At 70.9% G+C, this 15,393-nt stretch carries 11 protein-coding genes and 4 tRNA genes; 9 read left to right on the forward strand and 6 right to left on the reverse strand.

Going from position 1 to position 15,393, the window contains the following annotated elements:
* Nucleotides 1-124: 124 nt before the first annotated feature.
* From ACFY3N_RS06815 to ACFY3N_RS06825, 3 genes are all read right to left on the reverse strand, one after another.
* The gene (locus ACFY3N_RS06815) at nt 125-2,194 is read right to left on the reverse strand and encodes a DEAD/DEAH box helicase (RefSeq protein WP_390815574.1); all 2,070 of its coding nucleotides are present in this window, start codon (nt 2,192-2,194) and stop codon (nt 125-127) included.
* A gap of 250 nt (nt 2,195-2,444) precedes the next feature.
* Complete coding sequence (locus tag ACFY3N_RS06820; RefSeq protein WP_390815575.1) at nt 2,445-2,993, reverse strand: hypothetical protein; 549 nt, start codon at nt 2,991-2,993, stop codon at nt 2,445-2,447.
* Nucleotides 2,994-3,159: 166 nt separating this feature from the next.
* On the reverse strand, nt 3,160-3,510 hold the full coding sequence (locus tag ACFY3N_RS06825; protein WP_159534388.1) for a metallopeptidase family protein: 351 nt from the start codon (nt 3,508-3,510) through the stop codon (nt 3,160-3,162).
* A gap of 84 nt (nt 3,511-3,594) precedes the next feature.
* Between ACFY3N_RS06825 and ACFY3N_RS06830 the strand changes: the two genes are divergently transcribed.
* From ACFY3N_RS06830 to ACFY3N_RS06860, 7 genes are all read left to right on the forward strand, one after another.
* Complete coding sequence (locus ACFY3N_RS06830; RefSeq protein ID WP_390815576.1) at nt 3,595-5,181, forward strand: metallophosphoesterase; 1,587 nt, start codon at nt 3,595-3,597, stop codon at nt 5,179-5,181.
* 80 nt (nt 5,182-5,261) lie between these two features.
* A tRNA-Glu gene (locus tag ACFY3N_RS06835) sits at nt 5,262-5,334 on the forward strand.
* A 37-nt stretch (nt 5,335-5,371) separates the two neighbouring features.
* Nucleotides 5,372-5,446, forward strand: a tRNA-Asp gene (locus ACFY3N_RS06840).
* A 24-nt stretch (nt 5,447-5,470) separates the two neighbouring features.
* A tRNA-Phe gene (locus ACFY3N_RS06845) sits at nt 5,471-5,544 on the forward strand.
* 94 nt (nt 5,545-5,638) lie between these two features.
* Nucleotides 5,639-9,619 carry an ATP-dependent RNA helicase HrpA gene (gene hrpA, locus ACFY3N_RS06850; RefSeq protein ID WP_390815577.1) on the forward strand — a complete coding sequence of 1,327 codons (3,981 nt, stop codon included), beginning with the start codon at nt 5,639-5,641 and terminating at the stop codon, nt 9,617-9,619.
* Between the two features lie 118 nt (nt 9,620-9,737).
* Nucleotides 9,738-9,812: transfer RNA gene (locus ACFY3N_RS06855), tRNA-Asp, on the forward strand.
* Nucleotides 9,813-10,073: 261 nt separating this feature from the next.
* Nucleotides 10,074-10,427: a DUF6274 family protein gene (locus tag ACFY3N_RS06860; RefSeq protein WP_390815579.1), complete on the forward strand. Its 354-nt coding sequence runs from the start codon at nt 10,074-10,076 to the stop codon at nt 10,425-10,427.
* A gap of 279 nt (nt 10,428-10,706) precedes the next feature.
* On the opposite strand, the gene bldC is transcribed toward ACFY3N_RS06860, so the two are convergent.
* Both bldC and ACFY3N_RS06870 read right to left on the reverse strand, forming a co-directional pair.
* Entirely contained in the window at nt 10,707-10,913 is a 207-nt protein-coding gene (gene bldC / locus ACFY3N_RS06865) for a developmental transcriptional regulator BldC (protein WP_003949541.1), read from the reverse strand.
* 539 nt (nt 10,914-11,452) lie between these two features.
* The gene (locus tag ACFY3N_RS06870) at nt 11,453-12,295 is read right to left on the reverse strand and encodes a hypothetical protein (protein WP_390815580.1); all 843 of its coding nucleotides are present in this window, start codon (nt 12,293-12,295) and stop codon (nt 11,453-11,455) included.
* 219 nt (nt 12,296-12,514) lie between these two features.
* On the opposite strand from ACFY3N_RS06870, the gene ACFY3N_RS06875 reads away from it, so the two are divergent.
* Complete coding sequence (locus tag ACFY3N_RS06875) at nt 12,515-13,603, forward strand: Leu/Phe/Val dehydrogenase (protein WP_390815581.1); 1,089 nt, start codon at nt 12,515-12,517, stop codon at nt 13,601-13,603.
* Between the two features lie 318 nt (nt 13,604-13,921).
* The gene (locus ACFY3N_RS06880; RefSeq protein ID WP_390815582.1) at nt 13,922-14,170 is read left to right on the forward strand and encodes a DUF3073 domain-containing protein; all 249 of its coding nucleotides are present in this window, start codon (nt 13,922-13,924) and stop codon (nt 14,168-14,170) included.
* Between the two features lie 125 nt (nt 14,171-14,295).
* On the opposite strand, the gene purM is transcribed toward ACFY3N_RS06880, so the two are convergent.
* The gene (gene purM / locus ACFY3N_RS06885; RefSeq protein ID WP_390815583.1) at nt 14,296-15,363 is read right to left on the reverse strand and encodes a phosphoribosylformylglycinamidine cyclo-ligase; all 1,068 of its coding nucleotides are present in this window, start codon (nt 15,361-15,363) and stop codon (nt 14,296-14,298) included.
* Nucleotides 15,364-15,393: the final 30 nt, after the last annotated feature.

Genomic DNA, 15,393 nt, shown 5'->3' on the forward strand with positions numbered 1-15,393 from the left:
GGGGGGGGGGGGGGGGGGGGGGGGGGGGGGGGGGGGGGGGGGGGGGGGGGCGGGGGGGGGGGGGGGGGGGCCCGGGGGGGGGGGGGGGGGGCCCCCCCCCCCCCCTCGGCCGGGTGAGGCCGTGTCAGCCGTTGCGCTTCCAGCGCGGCTTGTCCTCGCGGCGGCCGAAGGAGCCGCCGCGGTGGTCGTCACGACGGCCGTACGGACGGTCGTGGGAGCCGGAGTGGAAACCGGGGCGGTCGCCCTGGCGGTCGCGGTTGAACGGACGGTCGCTGCCGCGGTGGCCGCCGCGGTCGTCACGGCGGAAGCCGCCACGCTCACCGCGGTCACGGTCACGGTTGAAGCCACCGCGGTCGTCACGACGGTCGTCACGGCGGAAGCCGCCGCGCTCACCGCGGTCACGGTCACGGTTGAAACCGCCACGGTCGTCACGGCGCTCGAAGGAACGCCCGCCACGGTCGTCACGACGGTCGTCACGGCGCTCGAAGGAACGCCCGCCGCGGTCGTCACGACGGTCGTCACGGCGGAAGCCGCCGCGCTCACCGCGGTCACGGTCACGGTTGAATCCACCGCGGTCGTCACGGCGCTCGAAGGAACGGCCACCACGGTCGTCACGGCGCTCGAAGGAACGCCCGCCGCGGTCCTCACGACGCTCACGCCGCTCGTACGGCGCCGGTGCCTCCGTGCGCTCCACGCGCTCGGTCCGCTCGACGTCCCGCGCGGTGGGCTGCTCCGGCAGCGCGGCCTCGGCCTCGGCCGCCTCGGCGACCACCGTCTCGACGTCCTCGCCCCGCTCGCGCGCGACCCGGGCCAGCAGCCGGTCGGCCTCCTCGCGCAGCTCGGAGGCGCGGCGCTGGGCCCGCTCCAGCTCCTTGGTGAGCTGGGAGACCTCGCGCTCGGCCTGCTGCGCCGCGTTACCGGCCGACTCGGCCTGCACCTCGGTCATCGACCGGGCGCCGGTGATCTCGGCGACCTCGGGCTCGAAGGCGGCGCCGCCCTGGATGATGTGGCGCGTGGCGTCGACGCCCGCGTCCTCCATCAGCCGGAAGATCTGGCGCCGCTGGTGCGGCAGGGACAGGGAGACGACGGTGCCGGTGCGGCCGGCGCGCGCCGTGCGGCCCGCGCGGTGCAGGTAGTCCTTGTGGTCGCCGGCCGGGTCCACGTTGAGGACCAGGTCGATGCCGTCGACGTGGATGCCGCGCGCGGCGACGTCGGTGGCGACCAGGACGTTCACGTAGCCGTCCTTGAAGTCGGCCAGCGTGCGGGTGCGCGCGCCCTGGGTCATGCCGCCGTGCAGCGCGTCCGCCTTCACGCCCGCGTCCCGCAGCTGCTCGGCGACGCGGTCGGCGCCGAGCTGGGTGCGGACAAAGATGATGGTGCGGCCCTTGCGGGAGGCGATGGCCGCGGTGACCGGCGCCTTGTCCTTGGGCTTCACGACGAGGATGTGGTGCGACATGGTCGTCACCGCGCCCTGCGCCGCGTCGACCTCGTGGCTGACCGGGTTGTTCAGGTACCGGTCGACGAGGGTCTTGATCTCGTTCTCCATGGTGGCGGAGAACAGCATCCGCTGGCCGCCGGCCGGAACCTGGTCGAGCAGCTCGGTGACCTCGGGCAGGAAGCCCAGGTCGGACATCTGGTCGGCCTCGTCGAGGACCGCGATCTGCACGTTCTCCAGGGAGCAGGCGCCGCGGTTGATGATGTCCCGCAGACGGCCCGGGGTGGCGACCAGGATGTCGACGCCGCGCTCGAGGGCGTAGATCTGGTTGCCCATCGAGGTGCCGCCGCAGACGACCTTCATCTTCAGCCCGACGACGTCCCCGTACGGCTGGAGCGCGTCGGCGACCTGCATGGCCAGCTCGCGCGTCGGCGTCAGGATGACGGCACGCGGCTTGTGCTTCTCGGTCCGGCCGCCGGCCAGCGTGGCCAGGGTCGGCAGACCGAAGGAGAGGGTCTTGCCGGAGCCGGTGCGGCCCCGGCCGAGGATGTCCTTGCCGGCCAGGGCGTCCGGGATGGTCGCGGCCTGGATCGGGAAGGGGGTGGTCACGCCGTTCTGCGCGAGCTTGCGCACGACGCCCTCGGGCAGGCCGAGGTCGGCGAAGGTGAACTCGGGGGCCGCCACCTCGGTGGTGACGTCGATGTCGGTGTCCTCGGTGTTCTCGGGCACGACGACGTGATCAGTACTGGCGATGGGCATACGAATGCGAAACCTTCCGGAGTCTCTTCGGCACGCGCCCGTCAACTCCGTGATTCGCGATTCGCAATACGACCGCCTCGATGCGGTCCACCACGGCAAGGGAGAGAGTACGCGCCACACGGCGCGCTCTGCAGTGGCGCCGGGCAAATAGGATCAAACGATCTGCCACCATACGCACCCGGGACCCCCTAAGGCAAACCGGCAGGTGAGAGCGGGGTCCGGCGGGTGGGGAAGCGCGGGGAGAAGGGGCTCAGACGGGCTCCCCCGCTTCCGGCGCCGGTTCCCGCTGCGCCAACTGCGTCTCGGGCGGCTGGTGCGCCGACGAGGAGGGCTCCGCCTGCGTCGGCTCCGGTGTGACCGACGGCTCGGGCGGTGTCGGCGAGGGCTGCGGATCCGGCGTCCGCGAGGGCTCCGGAGGAACGGGCCCCTCGCCCGGGGCCGGCCCCGCGGGCCCGTCCGGCCCGTCGCCGGCCGGCGCGGACCGGCTCGCCCCCGCGGACGGCGAGGCCGCCGCGGACGCCGTCCTCCCCGCCCCGCCCTTCTTCCTCCTGGCCTCGCGCCCCTTGCCCTTGCCCTTGCCGTCCCCGCGGGCCCCGTCGGCCGACGCGGCGCCGTACCCGGCACCGCCGTCCGACACCGCGGCGCCCCCGTCCGGCGCCTCACCGCCCGGCCTCTCCTCGGAGTGCGACGGTCCGGCACTCCCGCCCGCACCGTCCTCACCCACGCTCATGCAGCCGGCGGCAGCGGCGACGGCCACGACCGTGGCGGCCAGGCGGACGGGTACGTACAAGCGGCGCACGGGGCCACCTCCGATGGGAGTACGGGGTCAACAACCCCAACTCCCACCACCCGCAAGAAGACACGCGCACGACCCGGAGGGTGTCGTTCGGATCCCGCCGCGGACACGGGGTCCGGCACCGACGAGGTGGTGCCGATTCCCTGCGGCCCGATCCGAACGACACCCCCTATCCGTAGCCGAGCGCGTGCAGCCGGGCATCGTCGATCCCGAAGTGGTGCGCGATCTCGTGCACCACGGTGATCTCCGTCTCGGCGACGACGTCCTCCCGGGACTCGCACATCCGCAGCGTCGGCCCCCGGTAGATGGTGATCCGGTCCGGCAGCACCCCCGCGTACCACTCGCCCCGCTCCGTCAGCGGAGTCCCCTCGTACAGCCCGAGCAGCTCCGGATCGTCCGCCGGCGGCTCGTCCTCCACGAACACCGCGACGTTGTCCATCAGTCGCGTCAGCTCCGGCGGGATCCGGTCCAGCGCCTCGGCGACCAGCTCCTCGAACATCTCGCGCGTCATCTCCAGCACAGGGCCATTGTCGGGCACGAGCCGTCCGTACGGGTCGCGCGCGAGCCCCGCATATCCGGCCACCGACGTGGGCATACGGGACCAATGGCCCGCGTCCCCTCCGCCGTCCCGAACATCCTCCTTCGCCTCCCACGGGCCCCGCGGGCCCTCACCCGCCGCCGCTCCCGCCGGCCCACCACCGCGACGCTCGTCCTCGCCCCGCAGCCGCGCCCCTGGACGCGCGCGGCCGGCCTCGTCGCCGTGGTGGTCCTCGGCGCCTGGCTCGGCCTGCTGATCGTCGGCAACGTCCGGGTCCCCGTGGGCCCCATGAACACCACCATGACCCTGCGTCCCTCGGTCACCGGCGGCACGAAGATCAACATTTCCCCGCTGGGCGCCCTCCAGCTCGACAGCCACATCGCGCCCGTCCGCCTGGACGTCAACGTCGACCAGCTCGACCCCGAGCGCTCCCAGGCTCTCGTCGACCATCCCGAACGCCTCTCCGGCCTCCAGGACGAGGTCACCCGGGACATCACCCACGGCACCGCCGACCTCGCCGTGCGCTCCTGCGTCGCCGTGGTCACCGGCGCCACCGCCCTCGGTCTCGCCGTCTACCGCCGCCCCCGCCGCGCCCTCGCCGCCGGCGGCCTCGCCCTCGGCCTGCTGGCCGCGTCCGGCGGCACGGCGTACGCCACCTGGAACCCCGACTCCGTCCTGGAACCCAGGTTCTCCGGCCTGCTCTCCTCCGCCCCGTCCCTGGTCGGCGACGCGCGCAGCATCGTCACGGAGTTCGACGTCTACCAGAAGGAGCTGGCGCGCCTGGTCACCAACGTGACCAAGCTCTACGACGCCACCTCCACCCTCCCCGCCTACCAGCCCGACCCGACCACCATCCGTGTGCTGCACGTGTCCGACATCCACCTCAACCCGGCCAGCTGGAAGATCATCGCCTCGCTGGTGGAGCAGTACCGGGTGGACGTGATCGTCGACTCGGGCGACACGATGGACCACGGCACCGCCGCCGAGAACGGCTTCCTGGACCCCGTCGAGGACCTGGGCGCCCCCTACGTCTGGGTCCGCGGCAACCACGACTCGCTCGTCACCCAGCGCTACCTCGAGGGCATGGGGAACGTCCACGTCCTCGACGACGGCAGGGCGAAAACCATCGCCGGCCTGCGCTTCGCCGGCATCGGCGATCCGCAGTTCACCCCCGACCGCTCGAAGAGGACCGGGGCCGAGCAGTCCCAGGAACTGGCGGGCGCCCGTCTCGCCTCCGCCCTGCGCGACCAGCGGACCGCCGGCACCCCGGTGGACGTGGCGATCGCCCACGAACCGTCCGCGGCCCGCGAGGTCGACGGCACCGTGCCGCTGGTGCTGGCCGGCCACATCCACCGCGAGGAGACGGAGGTCATGAAGTACGGCACCCGGCTCCGCGTCGAGGGCTCCACCGGCGGCAGCGGCCTGCGCGCCATCGAGGGCAGGTACCCGGATCCGATCGAGACGTCAATCCTCTACTTCGACCGCGACACCCGCCGCCTCCAGGCCTGGGACTCGATCGAACTGGGGGGCCTCGGCCTCACCACGGCGGAGGTCAGCCGCCACCTCCCGGAGGAGAACCAGCCGGGCGCGAGCACCTCGCCGTCCCCCTCCTCCGGGACCCCCTCGGCCACCCCGCGGACGCCCGCGCCGTAAACCGTTTTGGCGAACCCTCCCGCCATCCCATATGCTTCTCACGTCCCCGACGCGCTGAGAAGCGCCCAGGCGGGCCGATAGCCCTCATCGTCTAGCGGCCTAGGACGCCGCCCTTTCAAGGCGGTAGCACGGGTTCGAATCCCGTTGGGGGCACGCACCACCCTGTGCGACACTGTCGTACGACACGCTTGGTCCTGTGGAGCAGTTTGGAGTGCTCGCCACCCTGTCAAGGTGGAGGCCGCGGGTTCAAATCCCGTCAGGACCGCTGGTGTTTCACGTGAAACACCGCGGCTGGGTAGCTCAGTTGGTACGAGCGATCGCCTGAAAAGCGATAGGTCGCCGGTTCGACCCCGGCCCCAGCCACAGCAAAGGCCCCGATCCTCGATCGGGGCCTTGTTGTGTGCCCCGGCAAAATCATTGGCCGCGAATTTTCGCGGGATGAGATCCTGGAGTCCGTATGTCTACGCACTCTGCCCCCGCTCTCGGCTCCCTCGCCTCCCGGCTCACCGAGTTGTCGCTGCGCGACGCGCACCGGCTCGGACGCAGGCTCGAAGGCGCCCGCAAGATCCGTAAGCCGGAGGCCCGCGCCGCCGTGCTCGCCGAGATCGAGGCGGAGGTCGCCGCCTCCGAGGAGCGGATGGCCGGGCGGCGCGCCCGGGTGCCCGCGGTCACGTATCCCGAGCAGCTGCCCGTCAGCCAGAAGAAGGACGCGATCGCCGAGGCGATCCGTGATCACCAGGTGGTGATCGTCGCGGGTGAGACCGGGTCCGGCAAGACCACGCAGATCCCGAAGATCTGCATGGAGCTGGGCCGGGGTGTCCGGGGCATGATCGGGCACACGCAGCCCCGCCGGATCGCCGCACGCACGGTCGCGGAGCGGGTGGCGGAGGAGCTGGACACGCCGCTGGGCGAGGCCATCGGCTGGAAGGTCCGCTTCACCGACCAGGTGAATCCGGACGCCACGTTCGTCAAGCTGATGACCGACGGCATCCTGCTCGCGGAGATCCAGACCGACCGCGAGCTGCGCGCCTACGACACGATCATCATCGACGAGGCGCACGAGCGGTCGCTCAACATCGACTTCCTGCTCGGCTATCTCGCGCAGCTGCTGCCGAAGCGCCCGGACCTCAAGGTCGTCATCACGTCGGCGACCATCGATCCGGAACGTTTCTCCCGGCATTTCGGGGACGCGCCGATCATCGAGGTCAGCGGGCGTACGTATCCGGTGGAGGTGCGGTACCGGCCCCTGCTGGAGGAGGACTCGGAGGACGCCGACCGCGATCAGATCACCGCGATCACGGACGCCGTCGAGGAGCTGATGGCCGAGGGTCCCGGCGACATCCTGGTGTTCCTCTCCGGCGAGCGGGAGATCCGGGACACGGCGGACGCGCTCACGAAGAAGCGGTACCGGTCGACCGAGGTGCTGCCGCTGTACGCCCGGCTGTCGCACGCCGAGCAGCACCGGGTGTTCCAGCAGCACAGCGGCCGCCGGATCGTCCTGGCGACGAACGTGGCCGAGACGTCCCTGACCGTGCCGGGGATCAAGTACGTCATCGACCCCGGGTTCGCCCGCGTCTCCCGCTACAGCCATCGCACCAAGGTGCAGCGGCTGCCGATCGAGCCGGTCTCGCAGGCCAGCGCCAACCAGCGCAAGGGCCGCTGCGGCCGTACGTCGGACGGCATCTGCATCCGGCTGTACAGCGAGGACGACTTCCTGGCCCGTCCGGAGTTCACGGACGCGGAGATCCTGCGCACCAACCTCGCCTCGGTCATCCTGCAGATGACCGCGGCCGGCCTGGGCGAGATCGAGAGGTTCCCGTTCATCGACCCGCCGGACCACCGCAACATCCGCGACGGCGTGCAGCTGCTCCAGGAGCTGGGCGCGCTCGACGCGGCGCAGAAGGATCCCCGCAAGCGGCTGACGCAGACCGGGCGGAAGCTGGCGCAGCTGCCGGTGGACCCGCGGCTGGCCCGCATGGTGCTGGAGGCGGACAGGAACGGCTGCGTCCGTGAGGTGATGGTCATCGCCGCCGCGCTGTCCATCCAGGACCCGCGGGAGCGGCCCGCCGACAAGCAGACGCAGGCCGATCAGCAGCACGCCCGGTTCCGGGACGAGTCCAGCGACTTCCTCGCGTACCTCAACCTGTGGCGGTACGTCCGCGAGCAGCAGAAGGAGCGCGGCTCGTCGTCGTTCCGGCGGATGTGCAAGCAGGAGTACCTGAACTTCCTGCGGATCCGCGAGTGGCAGGACATCTACACGCAGTTGCGCACGGTCGCCAAGCAGATGGGCATCCACCTCAACGAGGAGGACGCCCCCGACGACCGCGTCCACGTCTCCCTGCTGGCCGGTCTGCTGTCGCACATCGGCATGAAGGACGTGAAGGAGTCCAAGGACTCCGGTGCGGGCGCCGGCCGCAAGGACGGCGGGCGCAACGAGTACCTGGGCGCGCGGAACGCCAAGTTCGCGATCTTCCCGGGCTCGGCGCTCTTCAAGAAGCCGCCGCGGTTCGTGATGTCGGCCGAGCTGGTGGAGACGTCCCGGCTGTGGGCGCGGGTCAACGCGAAGATCGAGCCGGAGTGGGTGGAGCCGCTCGCGGAGCACCTGCTCAAGCGCACGTACAGCGAGCCGCACTGGGAGAAGGACCAGGCGGCCGTGATGGCGTACGAGAAGGTGACGCTGTACGGCGTGCCGATCGTGGCGCAGCGCAAGGTGAACTACGGCCGGATCGACCCGGTGGTCTCCCGGGAGCTGTTCATCCGCAACGCCCTGGTCGAGGGCGACTGGCGGACGCACCACAAGTTCTACGCCGACAACCGGCGGCTGCTGACCGAGGTCGAGGAGCTGGAGCACCGCGCCCGGCGCCGGGACATCATGGTCGACGACGAGACCCTGTTCGACTTCTACGACCGGCGGATCCCCGAACACGTGGTGTCGGGGGCGCACTTCGACTCGTGGTGGAAGCACAAGCGGCACGAGCAGCCGGACTTCCTCGACTTCGAGCGCGAGATGCTGATCCGCGAGTCGGCGGAGGCGGTCACCAAGGCGGACTACCCCGACTCCTGGCGGCAGGGTCCGCTGAAGTTCCGGGTCACGTACCAGTTCGAGCCGGGCGCGGACGCCGACGGTGTGACGGTCCACGTTCCGCTCCAGGTGCTGAACCAGGTGACGGACGAGGGCTTCGACTGGCAGATCCCGGGGCTGCGCGAGGAGGTCGTCACGGAGTTGATCCGTTCGCTCCCCAAGCCGATCCGGCGGAACTACGTGCCGGCGCCGAACTACGCGAAGGCGTTCCTGGAGCGGGCGGTGCCCCTGCAGGAGCCGCTCACGGTGACGATGGCCCGTGAGCTGAAGCGGATGGTCGGGGTGCCCTTCGAGGCGGAGGACTTCGACTGGTCCCGGGTTCCGGACCACTTGAAGGTGACGTTCCGGATCGTCGACGAGCGGCGCCGCACGATCGCCGAGGACAAGGACCTGGAGGCGCTCAGGCTCCAGCTGCGGCCGAAGGCCCGCAAGGCGCTCTCCCAGGCGGCCGCCGCGACCGCCCAGCGTCAGGGTGGCGAGTCCCTGGAGCGCAGGGGGCTGACGGACTGGACGATCGGTTCGCTCACCCGGGTGTTCGAGACCCGTCGTGCCGGTCAGCCGGTGAAGGCGTATCCGGCGCTGGTCGACGACGGTGACACGGTGTCGGTCCGGCTGTTCGACACGGAGGCCGAGCAGGCGGAGGCGATGTGGAAGGGCACGCGCCGGCTGATCCTGCTGGGGATTCCGGTGAACCCCGCGAAGTTCGCGTCCGAGAAGCTGACGAACGCACAGAAGCTGGCGCTGTCCGCGAATCCGCACGGTTCGGTGCAGGCCCTGTTCGACGACTGCGCGACGGCCGCGGCGGACAAGCTGATCGCCGACTTCGGCGGGCCGGTGTGGGACGAGGAGTCCTACCGGAAGCTGTACGACAAGGTCCGCGCGGAGATCGTCGACACGACGGTCCGCGCGGTGGGCCAGGTGCAGCAGGTGCTGGCGGCGTGGCAGGCCTGTGAGCGCCGTCTGAAGGGCGTACGGAGCCCCGCGCTGCTGCCCAACCTCCAGGACGTCCGGGAGCAGCTGGACGGGCTCGTGCGGCCCGGTTTCGTGACGGAGGCGGGGCTGCGCCGGCTGCCGGACCTGATGCGCTATCTGGTGGCCGCGGACCGGCGCCTGCAGCAGATGCCGACGAACGTGCAGCGGGACACCACGCGCATGGCGAAGGTGCACGAGATGCGGGACGAGTACGCGTGGCTGCTGGAGCAGCTGCCGCAGGGGCGGCCGGTGCCGCGGCAGGTGCTGGACATCCGCTGGATGATCGAGGAGCTGCGGGTCAGCTATTTCGCCCACGCGCTCGGTACGGCGTACCCCGTGTCGGACAAGCGGATCGTGAAGGCGATCGACGCGGCGGTGCCGTGACGGGTCCCGCACACAGGGTGAGTTCGACCAGGAGGCTCCACCTCCTGTACAGTCCTTCTCGCAGCGCAACGCAGGCGGAATCCGATCGAGACTCCGTCGCGTGAAAACTGCGAAACCTGGTCCTGTGGAGCAGTTTGGAGTGCTCGCCACCCTGTCAAGGTGGAGGCCGCGGGTTCAAATCCCGTCAGGACCGCAGTTCGGAAGGCCCGCATCCCGCAAGGGAATGCGGGCCTTCCGCATGAGGGCACGGCCGGGGCCGCGCCCCGCGGCGGAGCCGCGATCGGACGCGGCACATCCCGTCAGGACCGCGGCCGGCGGAAGAGCCCGGGCCTTACGGACCCGGGCTCTTCCTCGTGCGGGGCGCACAGGGCCCCGCTGCCGCCTTGACGGGTTCGCCGCCCCCCGGTACTCCAGGAAGCGGGGCACCCCTCCGTGCGGTCCCTGGAGGTGGCACATGACGGCATCCGCCGGGCACGGGACACGGGCACCGCTCCGGGCACACCTGTCGACCGCGTCGTCGTACCGGCACCCCACCCGCCACTGCCCGATCCGCCACCACCTCCTGCGGCCGGTGACGGACTCCGCGCCCGAGCCCTCGGACACCCCCGGCCCGCCGGGGAACATCCCGGCCTCAACGCCCTTTCCCTCTAGCGCATATGCCACGGGCTCAACAAGCCGACTGGTATGTGACGGGTGTCACCGCATAAGTTTCGGGATGCTCGGTGCTTACACCTCTCCTACAACAGGTCAATTTAATATGTGCAATTGCACCACTCGAAGAGGTCCGCGCCGGCCTGCGCACAGGTGATCCCCCACTCGTCCCCAGAGTCCGACAAGCCCGCGCACAGAACGTTCTCCGGATGCCGTCAGGGCCGAGCCGGTCCCCCAGGAGCGCACAAAAAAGATCGCGCTGGACCCGGCGGGGTCCAGCGCGATCGACGACGCACCCTTGTTCAGTCGCCCGGAAGGCTCTGACCGGCTTGGGCGAGGGGCCTGTTGGGGCAGTCCCCGCGTCGCTTGGAGCCAGGGTTCCCGGGCGTCCCGGCCGGTGGGGGACCAGCCGGTCGTGCCCGGTTCATGCGGTTGTTCAGGCCTCGCTGCGCTGCTGCGGAATGCCCGCGAGCAGTGCGCGGACCTCGGCCTCGCGGTAGCGGCGGTGCCCGCCGAGCGTGCGGATCGACGTGAGCTTGCCTGCCTTCGCCCAGCGCGTGACCGTCTTCGGGTCGACGCGGAACATGGTGGCGACCTCAGCCGGGGTCAGCAGCGGCTCGGCATCAGGGGTGCGAGCGGTCATGAGCGGCCTCCTCGGGAGAACCGAACCTTCTCGGTTCTTTCCTCTAAATTCTGCACCTTGACCCGCGTTGCCCGAAATGGCGGACGCGAGTCGAGTCGGTTATAGGACGAACGGCTTGTCCTCGGCACTACAACTACACCATCTGTCCAGCCACGTCGGCCAAACCGATGGAATTGCCCTCCCAGGTGTTCATCAGCCGCGGAAGCCGATGGACCATGCCATAGCGGACAGTCACGCTGTTGTGACGATCAGTCACAGCAACGATCAGGAGTCACCGGACCCCCCAAAGCACGCAATACCGAGATTCCGCCCACAGTCGAGCACATCAGGACGGAGGAGCCCTCCCCGGACTCCTTGTCCTATTTTGGCATGAGGGTGGGCAAGGGGCGCAAGGGCCACGTAAGTGCGGTCCGTCACGCTTGACACGCTTGGGACTTACGCCCGGATCGGCGGCTACGTCCGTTCCCGGACGCGCGCTGACGGAACCTCAGACACCTCAGGGCGAAGACAAAACCCCAAGAAGGGCGTTTGGTCAAACGTCAGTTCGCCGAGCGCAGGTCGCGGACCGACCGCCAGCGCTCCACGAGGCGCCCGTAGGCGGCTCCGGCGCCCTCCTCGTCACCGCGCCGCAGCGCCGCGATCCCCTCGGAGACGTCCGCCGCCGAGTGGTCGCCCTCGAGCGTGCCGGCCGGCAGGGCGTGCACCAGTCCGCCGTAGTCCAGCTCGACCAGCGAGCGCGGGTGGAACTCCTCCAGCCAGCGCCCGACGTCCACGAGGCCGTCGATCAGCAGGCTCTCGTCCATGGCGTCCCTGAGCGCCCGCAATCCCCGCGCCACCCGTCGGCGGGCCTGGACCATGGGGGTCCGGTAGCGCAGGAAGGGCGCCTCGTCGGTGGAGCCCTTGCCGTACTCCCGCTCCTCGTCCGCGAAGAGCACGAACCAGTTGATCGGCACCTGCCAGGTCGCGGTGCGGATCCACGGCCGGGCGTCGGGGTGGTCGGCCAGCCAGCGCTCGTAGTCCCGGGTCGCCTGGTGCCGCACGACCGGGGGCAGGAGCGCGTCCAGGACCGGCAGCGGGAAGTCCTCGGCGAGCTCGCCCAGGGCCTGCCAGCCGCGCAGCCGGGTGCGCCAGGGGCAGACGCAGACCACGCCGTCGGCCTCCAGGACGAACGCGTCGTCGCTCTCGTGCACCGGCACCGGCACCGGCGGGGTGGGCGCGAGGTCCGCCAGGGCCCGGCGGAGTTCGTCCTGGTACGAGGGGCGGTCGGGCCGGCGGGCGTAACGGGCCCAGTGGCCGCGCTCCGGCTCCGGGAAGGCGGCCAGCGGTTCGTACACGCGCAGGTAGGTCGCGTAGGGGACGATCACCGAGGACACCTTGGGCACGCCTGCTCCCTCCCCCGAGGACCGTCGCGAAAACCTGCCGGGCCCCCGCCCGGACGGGTGGGAAACCCCGCAAACCGCCGCACGGCGGTACTCCGGACGGAGGTGATCCGGGACACGGTGCCGCCGGCGGGCGCGTGAGGATCTAATCTCGTGCCACAGCCCCCGCCACCTCTACGGGGACCGACCCCACCCGCCGCTACTTACTCAGGAGTCACCACAGTGACCGACGTATCTGACGGCGTCCTGCACACCCTGTTCCGCTCGGACCAGGGAGGCCATGAGCAAGTCGTGCTCTGCCAGGACCGTGCCACCGGCCTCAAGGCCGTCATCGCCCTCCACTCCACCGCACTGGGCCCCGCCCTCGGCGGTACGCGCTTCTACCCGTACGCCTCCGAGGAGGAGGCCGTCGCCGACGCGCTGAACCTCGCGCGCGGAATGTCGTACAAGAACGCCATGGCCGGGCTCGACCACGGCGGCGGCAAGGCCGTGATCATCGGCGACCCGGAGCGGATCAAGTCCGAGGAGCTGCTGCTGGCCTACGGCCGGTTCGTCGCCTCGCTCGGCGGCCGGTACGTCACCGCCTGCGACGTCGGCACCTACGTCGCCGACATGGACGTCGTGGCCCGCGAGTGCCGCTGGACCACCGGCCGCTCCCCGGAGAACGGCGGCGCGGGCGACTCGTCCGTGCTCACCTCCTTCGGCGTCTACCAGGGCATGCGGGCCGCCGCCCAGCACCTGTGGGGCGACCCCTCGCTGCGCGACCGCAAGGTCGGCGTCGCGGGCGTCGGCAAGGTCGGTCACCACCTGGTGGAGCACCTGCGGGCCGAGGGCGCCGAGGTCGTGATCACCGACGTGCGCGAGGACGCCGTGCGGCGGATCCTCGACCGGCACCCCCAGGGGGTGTCCGCCGTCGCCGACACCGAGACGCTGATCCGCACCGAGGGCCTGGACGTCTACGCCCCGTGCGCGCTCGGCGGGGCGCTGAGCGACGACAGCGTGCCGGTGCTGACCGCCGCGGTGGTCTGCGGCGCCGCCAACAACCAGCTCGCCCACCCGGGCGTGGAGAAGGACCTCGCCGACCGCGGGATCCTCTACGCGCCGGACTACGTGGTGAACGCCGGCGGTGTCATCCAGGTCGCCGACGAACTGCACGGCTTCGACTTCGACCGGTGCAGGGCGAAGGCCGCGAAGATCTTCGACACCACGCTCGCCATATTCGCACGTGCGAAGGAGGACGGGATTCCGCCGGCCGCCGCGGCCGACCGGATCGCCGAGCAGCGGATGGCGGAGGCGCGCCCGGTGCGGTGACGCGTGCACGGGCGGTCCGACCCGGGACGCTTTCGCACATATGAGCGGTACCCGCCGGAGGGCACTTGGAGAGAACTCTCACTTCTCCCGGCGGGTCGACCGTCCAGAAGTGGTTAAAATCGCGGTTGACCAGCGAGGACGGGGCGCCTCGAAGGTCCTGGGCGCGGGCACGTCATGCGGGCGACGTACCGTATGGGCGCGGGCTCAGGTACCGTGGAAGCCCTACGGACCGGACTCTCCGATGAGAGTCCGTTCTGGACCATGAACGCGTGTCAAGACTCTGGGGCCGTCGAGCCCCGTCGTTGAGGGGGTCGAGCCATGGGGCGCGGCCGGGCCAAGGCCAAGCAGACGAAGGTCGCCCGCCAGCTGAAGTACAACAGCGGTGGGACTGATCTCTCACGCCTGGCCGAGGAGCTGGGCGCATCGCCGTCGAACCAGCCACCGAACGGTGGCCGTTTCGAGGACGATGAGCAAGACGACGACCTGTACGCACGGTACGCCGACCTCTATGAGGACGACGACGAGGACGAGGACGGCCCGTCCTCGCAACAGCGTCGCGGCGCTTGACCTTGCGCTGAAACACCAGCCCGGTCGGTGACTCCGGTCACCGACCGGGTTTAGTGCTGCCCCGGCCGGCCGTGGCCGTCCGATGGGCCGCCCGCACGTTCACCGCGCGGGCGGCGCACCGTCGCTCACTTCGCGTAGTCACCGACGAGGGCCGCGCCCGTGGTGTGCTCGCCGCGGTCGGTGATCTCGCCGGCCACCCAGGCCTCCACCCCGCGGTCGGCCAGCGTCGCCAGCGCCACGTCGACGGAGTCCTGCGGCACGATCGCGATCATGCCGACGCCCATGTTCAGCGTCTTCTCCAGCTCCAGCCGCTCGACCGAACCGGTCCGGCCGACCAGGTCGAACACCGGCGCGGGGGTCCAGGTGGAGCGGTCCACGACCGCGTGCAGCCCGTCGGGGATCACACGGGCCAGGTTGGCCGCGAGCCCGCCGCCGGTGACGTGGCTGAAGGCGTGCACCTCGGTGGTGCGGATCAGCGCCAGGCAGTCCAGCGAGTAGATCCTGGTGGGCTCCAGGAGCTCCTCGCCGAGGGTGCGGCCCAGCTCGTCGATCCGGCCGTCCAGGGCGAGCCCCGCCCGGTCCAGCAGCACGTGGCGGACGAGGGAGTAGCCGTTGGAGTGAAGACCGGAGGACGCCATGGCGATCACCGCGTCACCCGTACGGATGCGATCCGCGCCGAGCAGCCGGTCGGCCTCCACGACGCCCGTACCGGCCCCGGCGACGTCGAAGTCGTCCGGACCCAGCAGACCGGGGTGTTCGGCCGTCTCGCCGCCGACCAGGGCGCATCCGGCCAGCACGCAGCCCTCCGCGATGCCCTTGACGATGGCGGCGACGCGCTCGGGGTGGACCTTGCCGACACAGATGTAGTCGGTCATGAAGAGCGGCTCGGCGCCGCACACCACGATGTCGTCCATGACCATGGCGACCAGGTCGTGGCCGATGGAGTCGTACACGCCCATCTGCCGCGCGATGTCGACCTTGGTGCCGACGCCGTCCGTGGCGGAGGCGAGCAGGGGCCGCTCGTAGTTCTTCAGGGCGGAGGCGTCGAAGAGGCCGGCGAAGCCGCCGAGGCCGCCGAGGACCTCGGGGCGCTGCGTCTTCTTCACCCACTCCTTCATCAGCTCGACGGCGCGGTCGCCCGCCTCGATGTCGACGCCCGCCGCTGCGTAGCTGGCACCAGTGTTCTGGGACATGACTGTGAGAGCTTTCGTGTCGTCCGTCAG

The organism is Streptomyces sp. NPDC000348 (assembly GCF_042898795.1).
In the GTDB taxonomy this organism is placed as follows: domain Bacteria; phylum Actinomycetota; class Actinomycetes; order Streptomycetales; family Streptomycetaceae; genus Streptomyces.

Coding starts and splice junctions, on each gene's coding strand:
- ACFY3N_RS06815 (WP_390815574.1), bottom strand. CDS start 2,194: ATGCCCATCGCCAGTACTGATCACGTCGTCGTGCCCGAGAACACCGAG.
- ACFY3N_RS06830 (WP_390815576.1), top strand. CDS start 3,595: ATGGCCCGCGTCCCCTCCGCCGTCCCGAACATCCTCCTTCGCCTCCCA.
- hrpA (WP_390815577.1), top strand. CDS start 5,639: ATGTCTACGCACTCTGCCCCCGCTCTCGGCTCCCTCGCCTCCCGGCTC.
- ACFY3N_RS06860 (WP_390815579.1), top strand. CDS start 10,074: ATGACGGCATCCGCCGGGCACGGGACACGGGCACCGCTCCGGGCACAC.
- bldC (WP_003949541.1), bottom strand. CDS start 10,913: ATGACCGCTCGCACCCCTGATGCCGAGCCGCTGCTGACCCCGGCTGAG.
- ACFY3N_RS06880 (WP_390815582.1), top strand. CDS start 13,922: ATGGGGCGCGGCCGGGCCAAGGCCAAGCAGACGAAGGTCGCCCGCCAG.
- purM (WP_390815583.1), bottom strand. CDS start 15,363: ATGTCCCAGAACACTGGTGCCAGCTACGCAGCGGCGGGCGTCGACATC.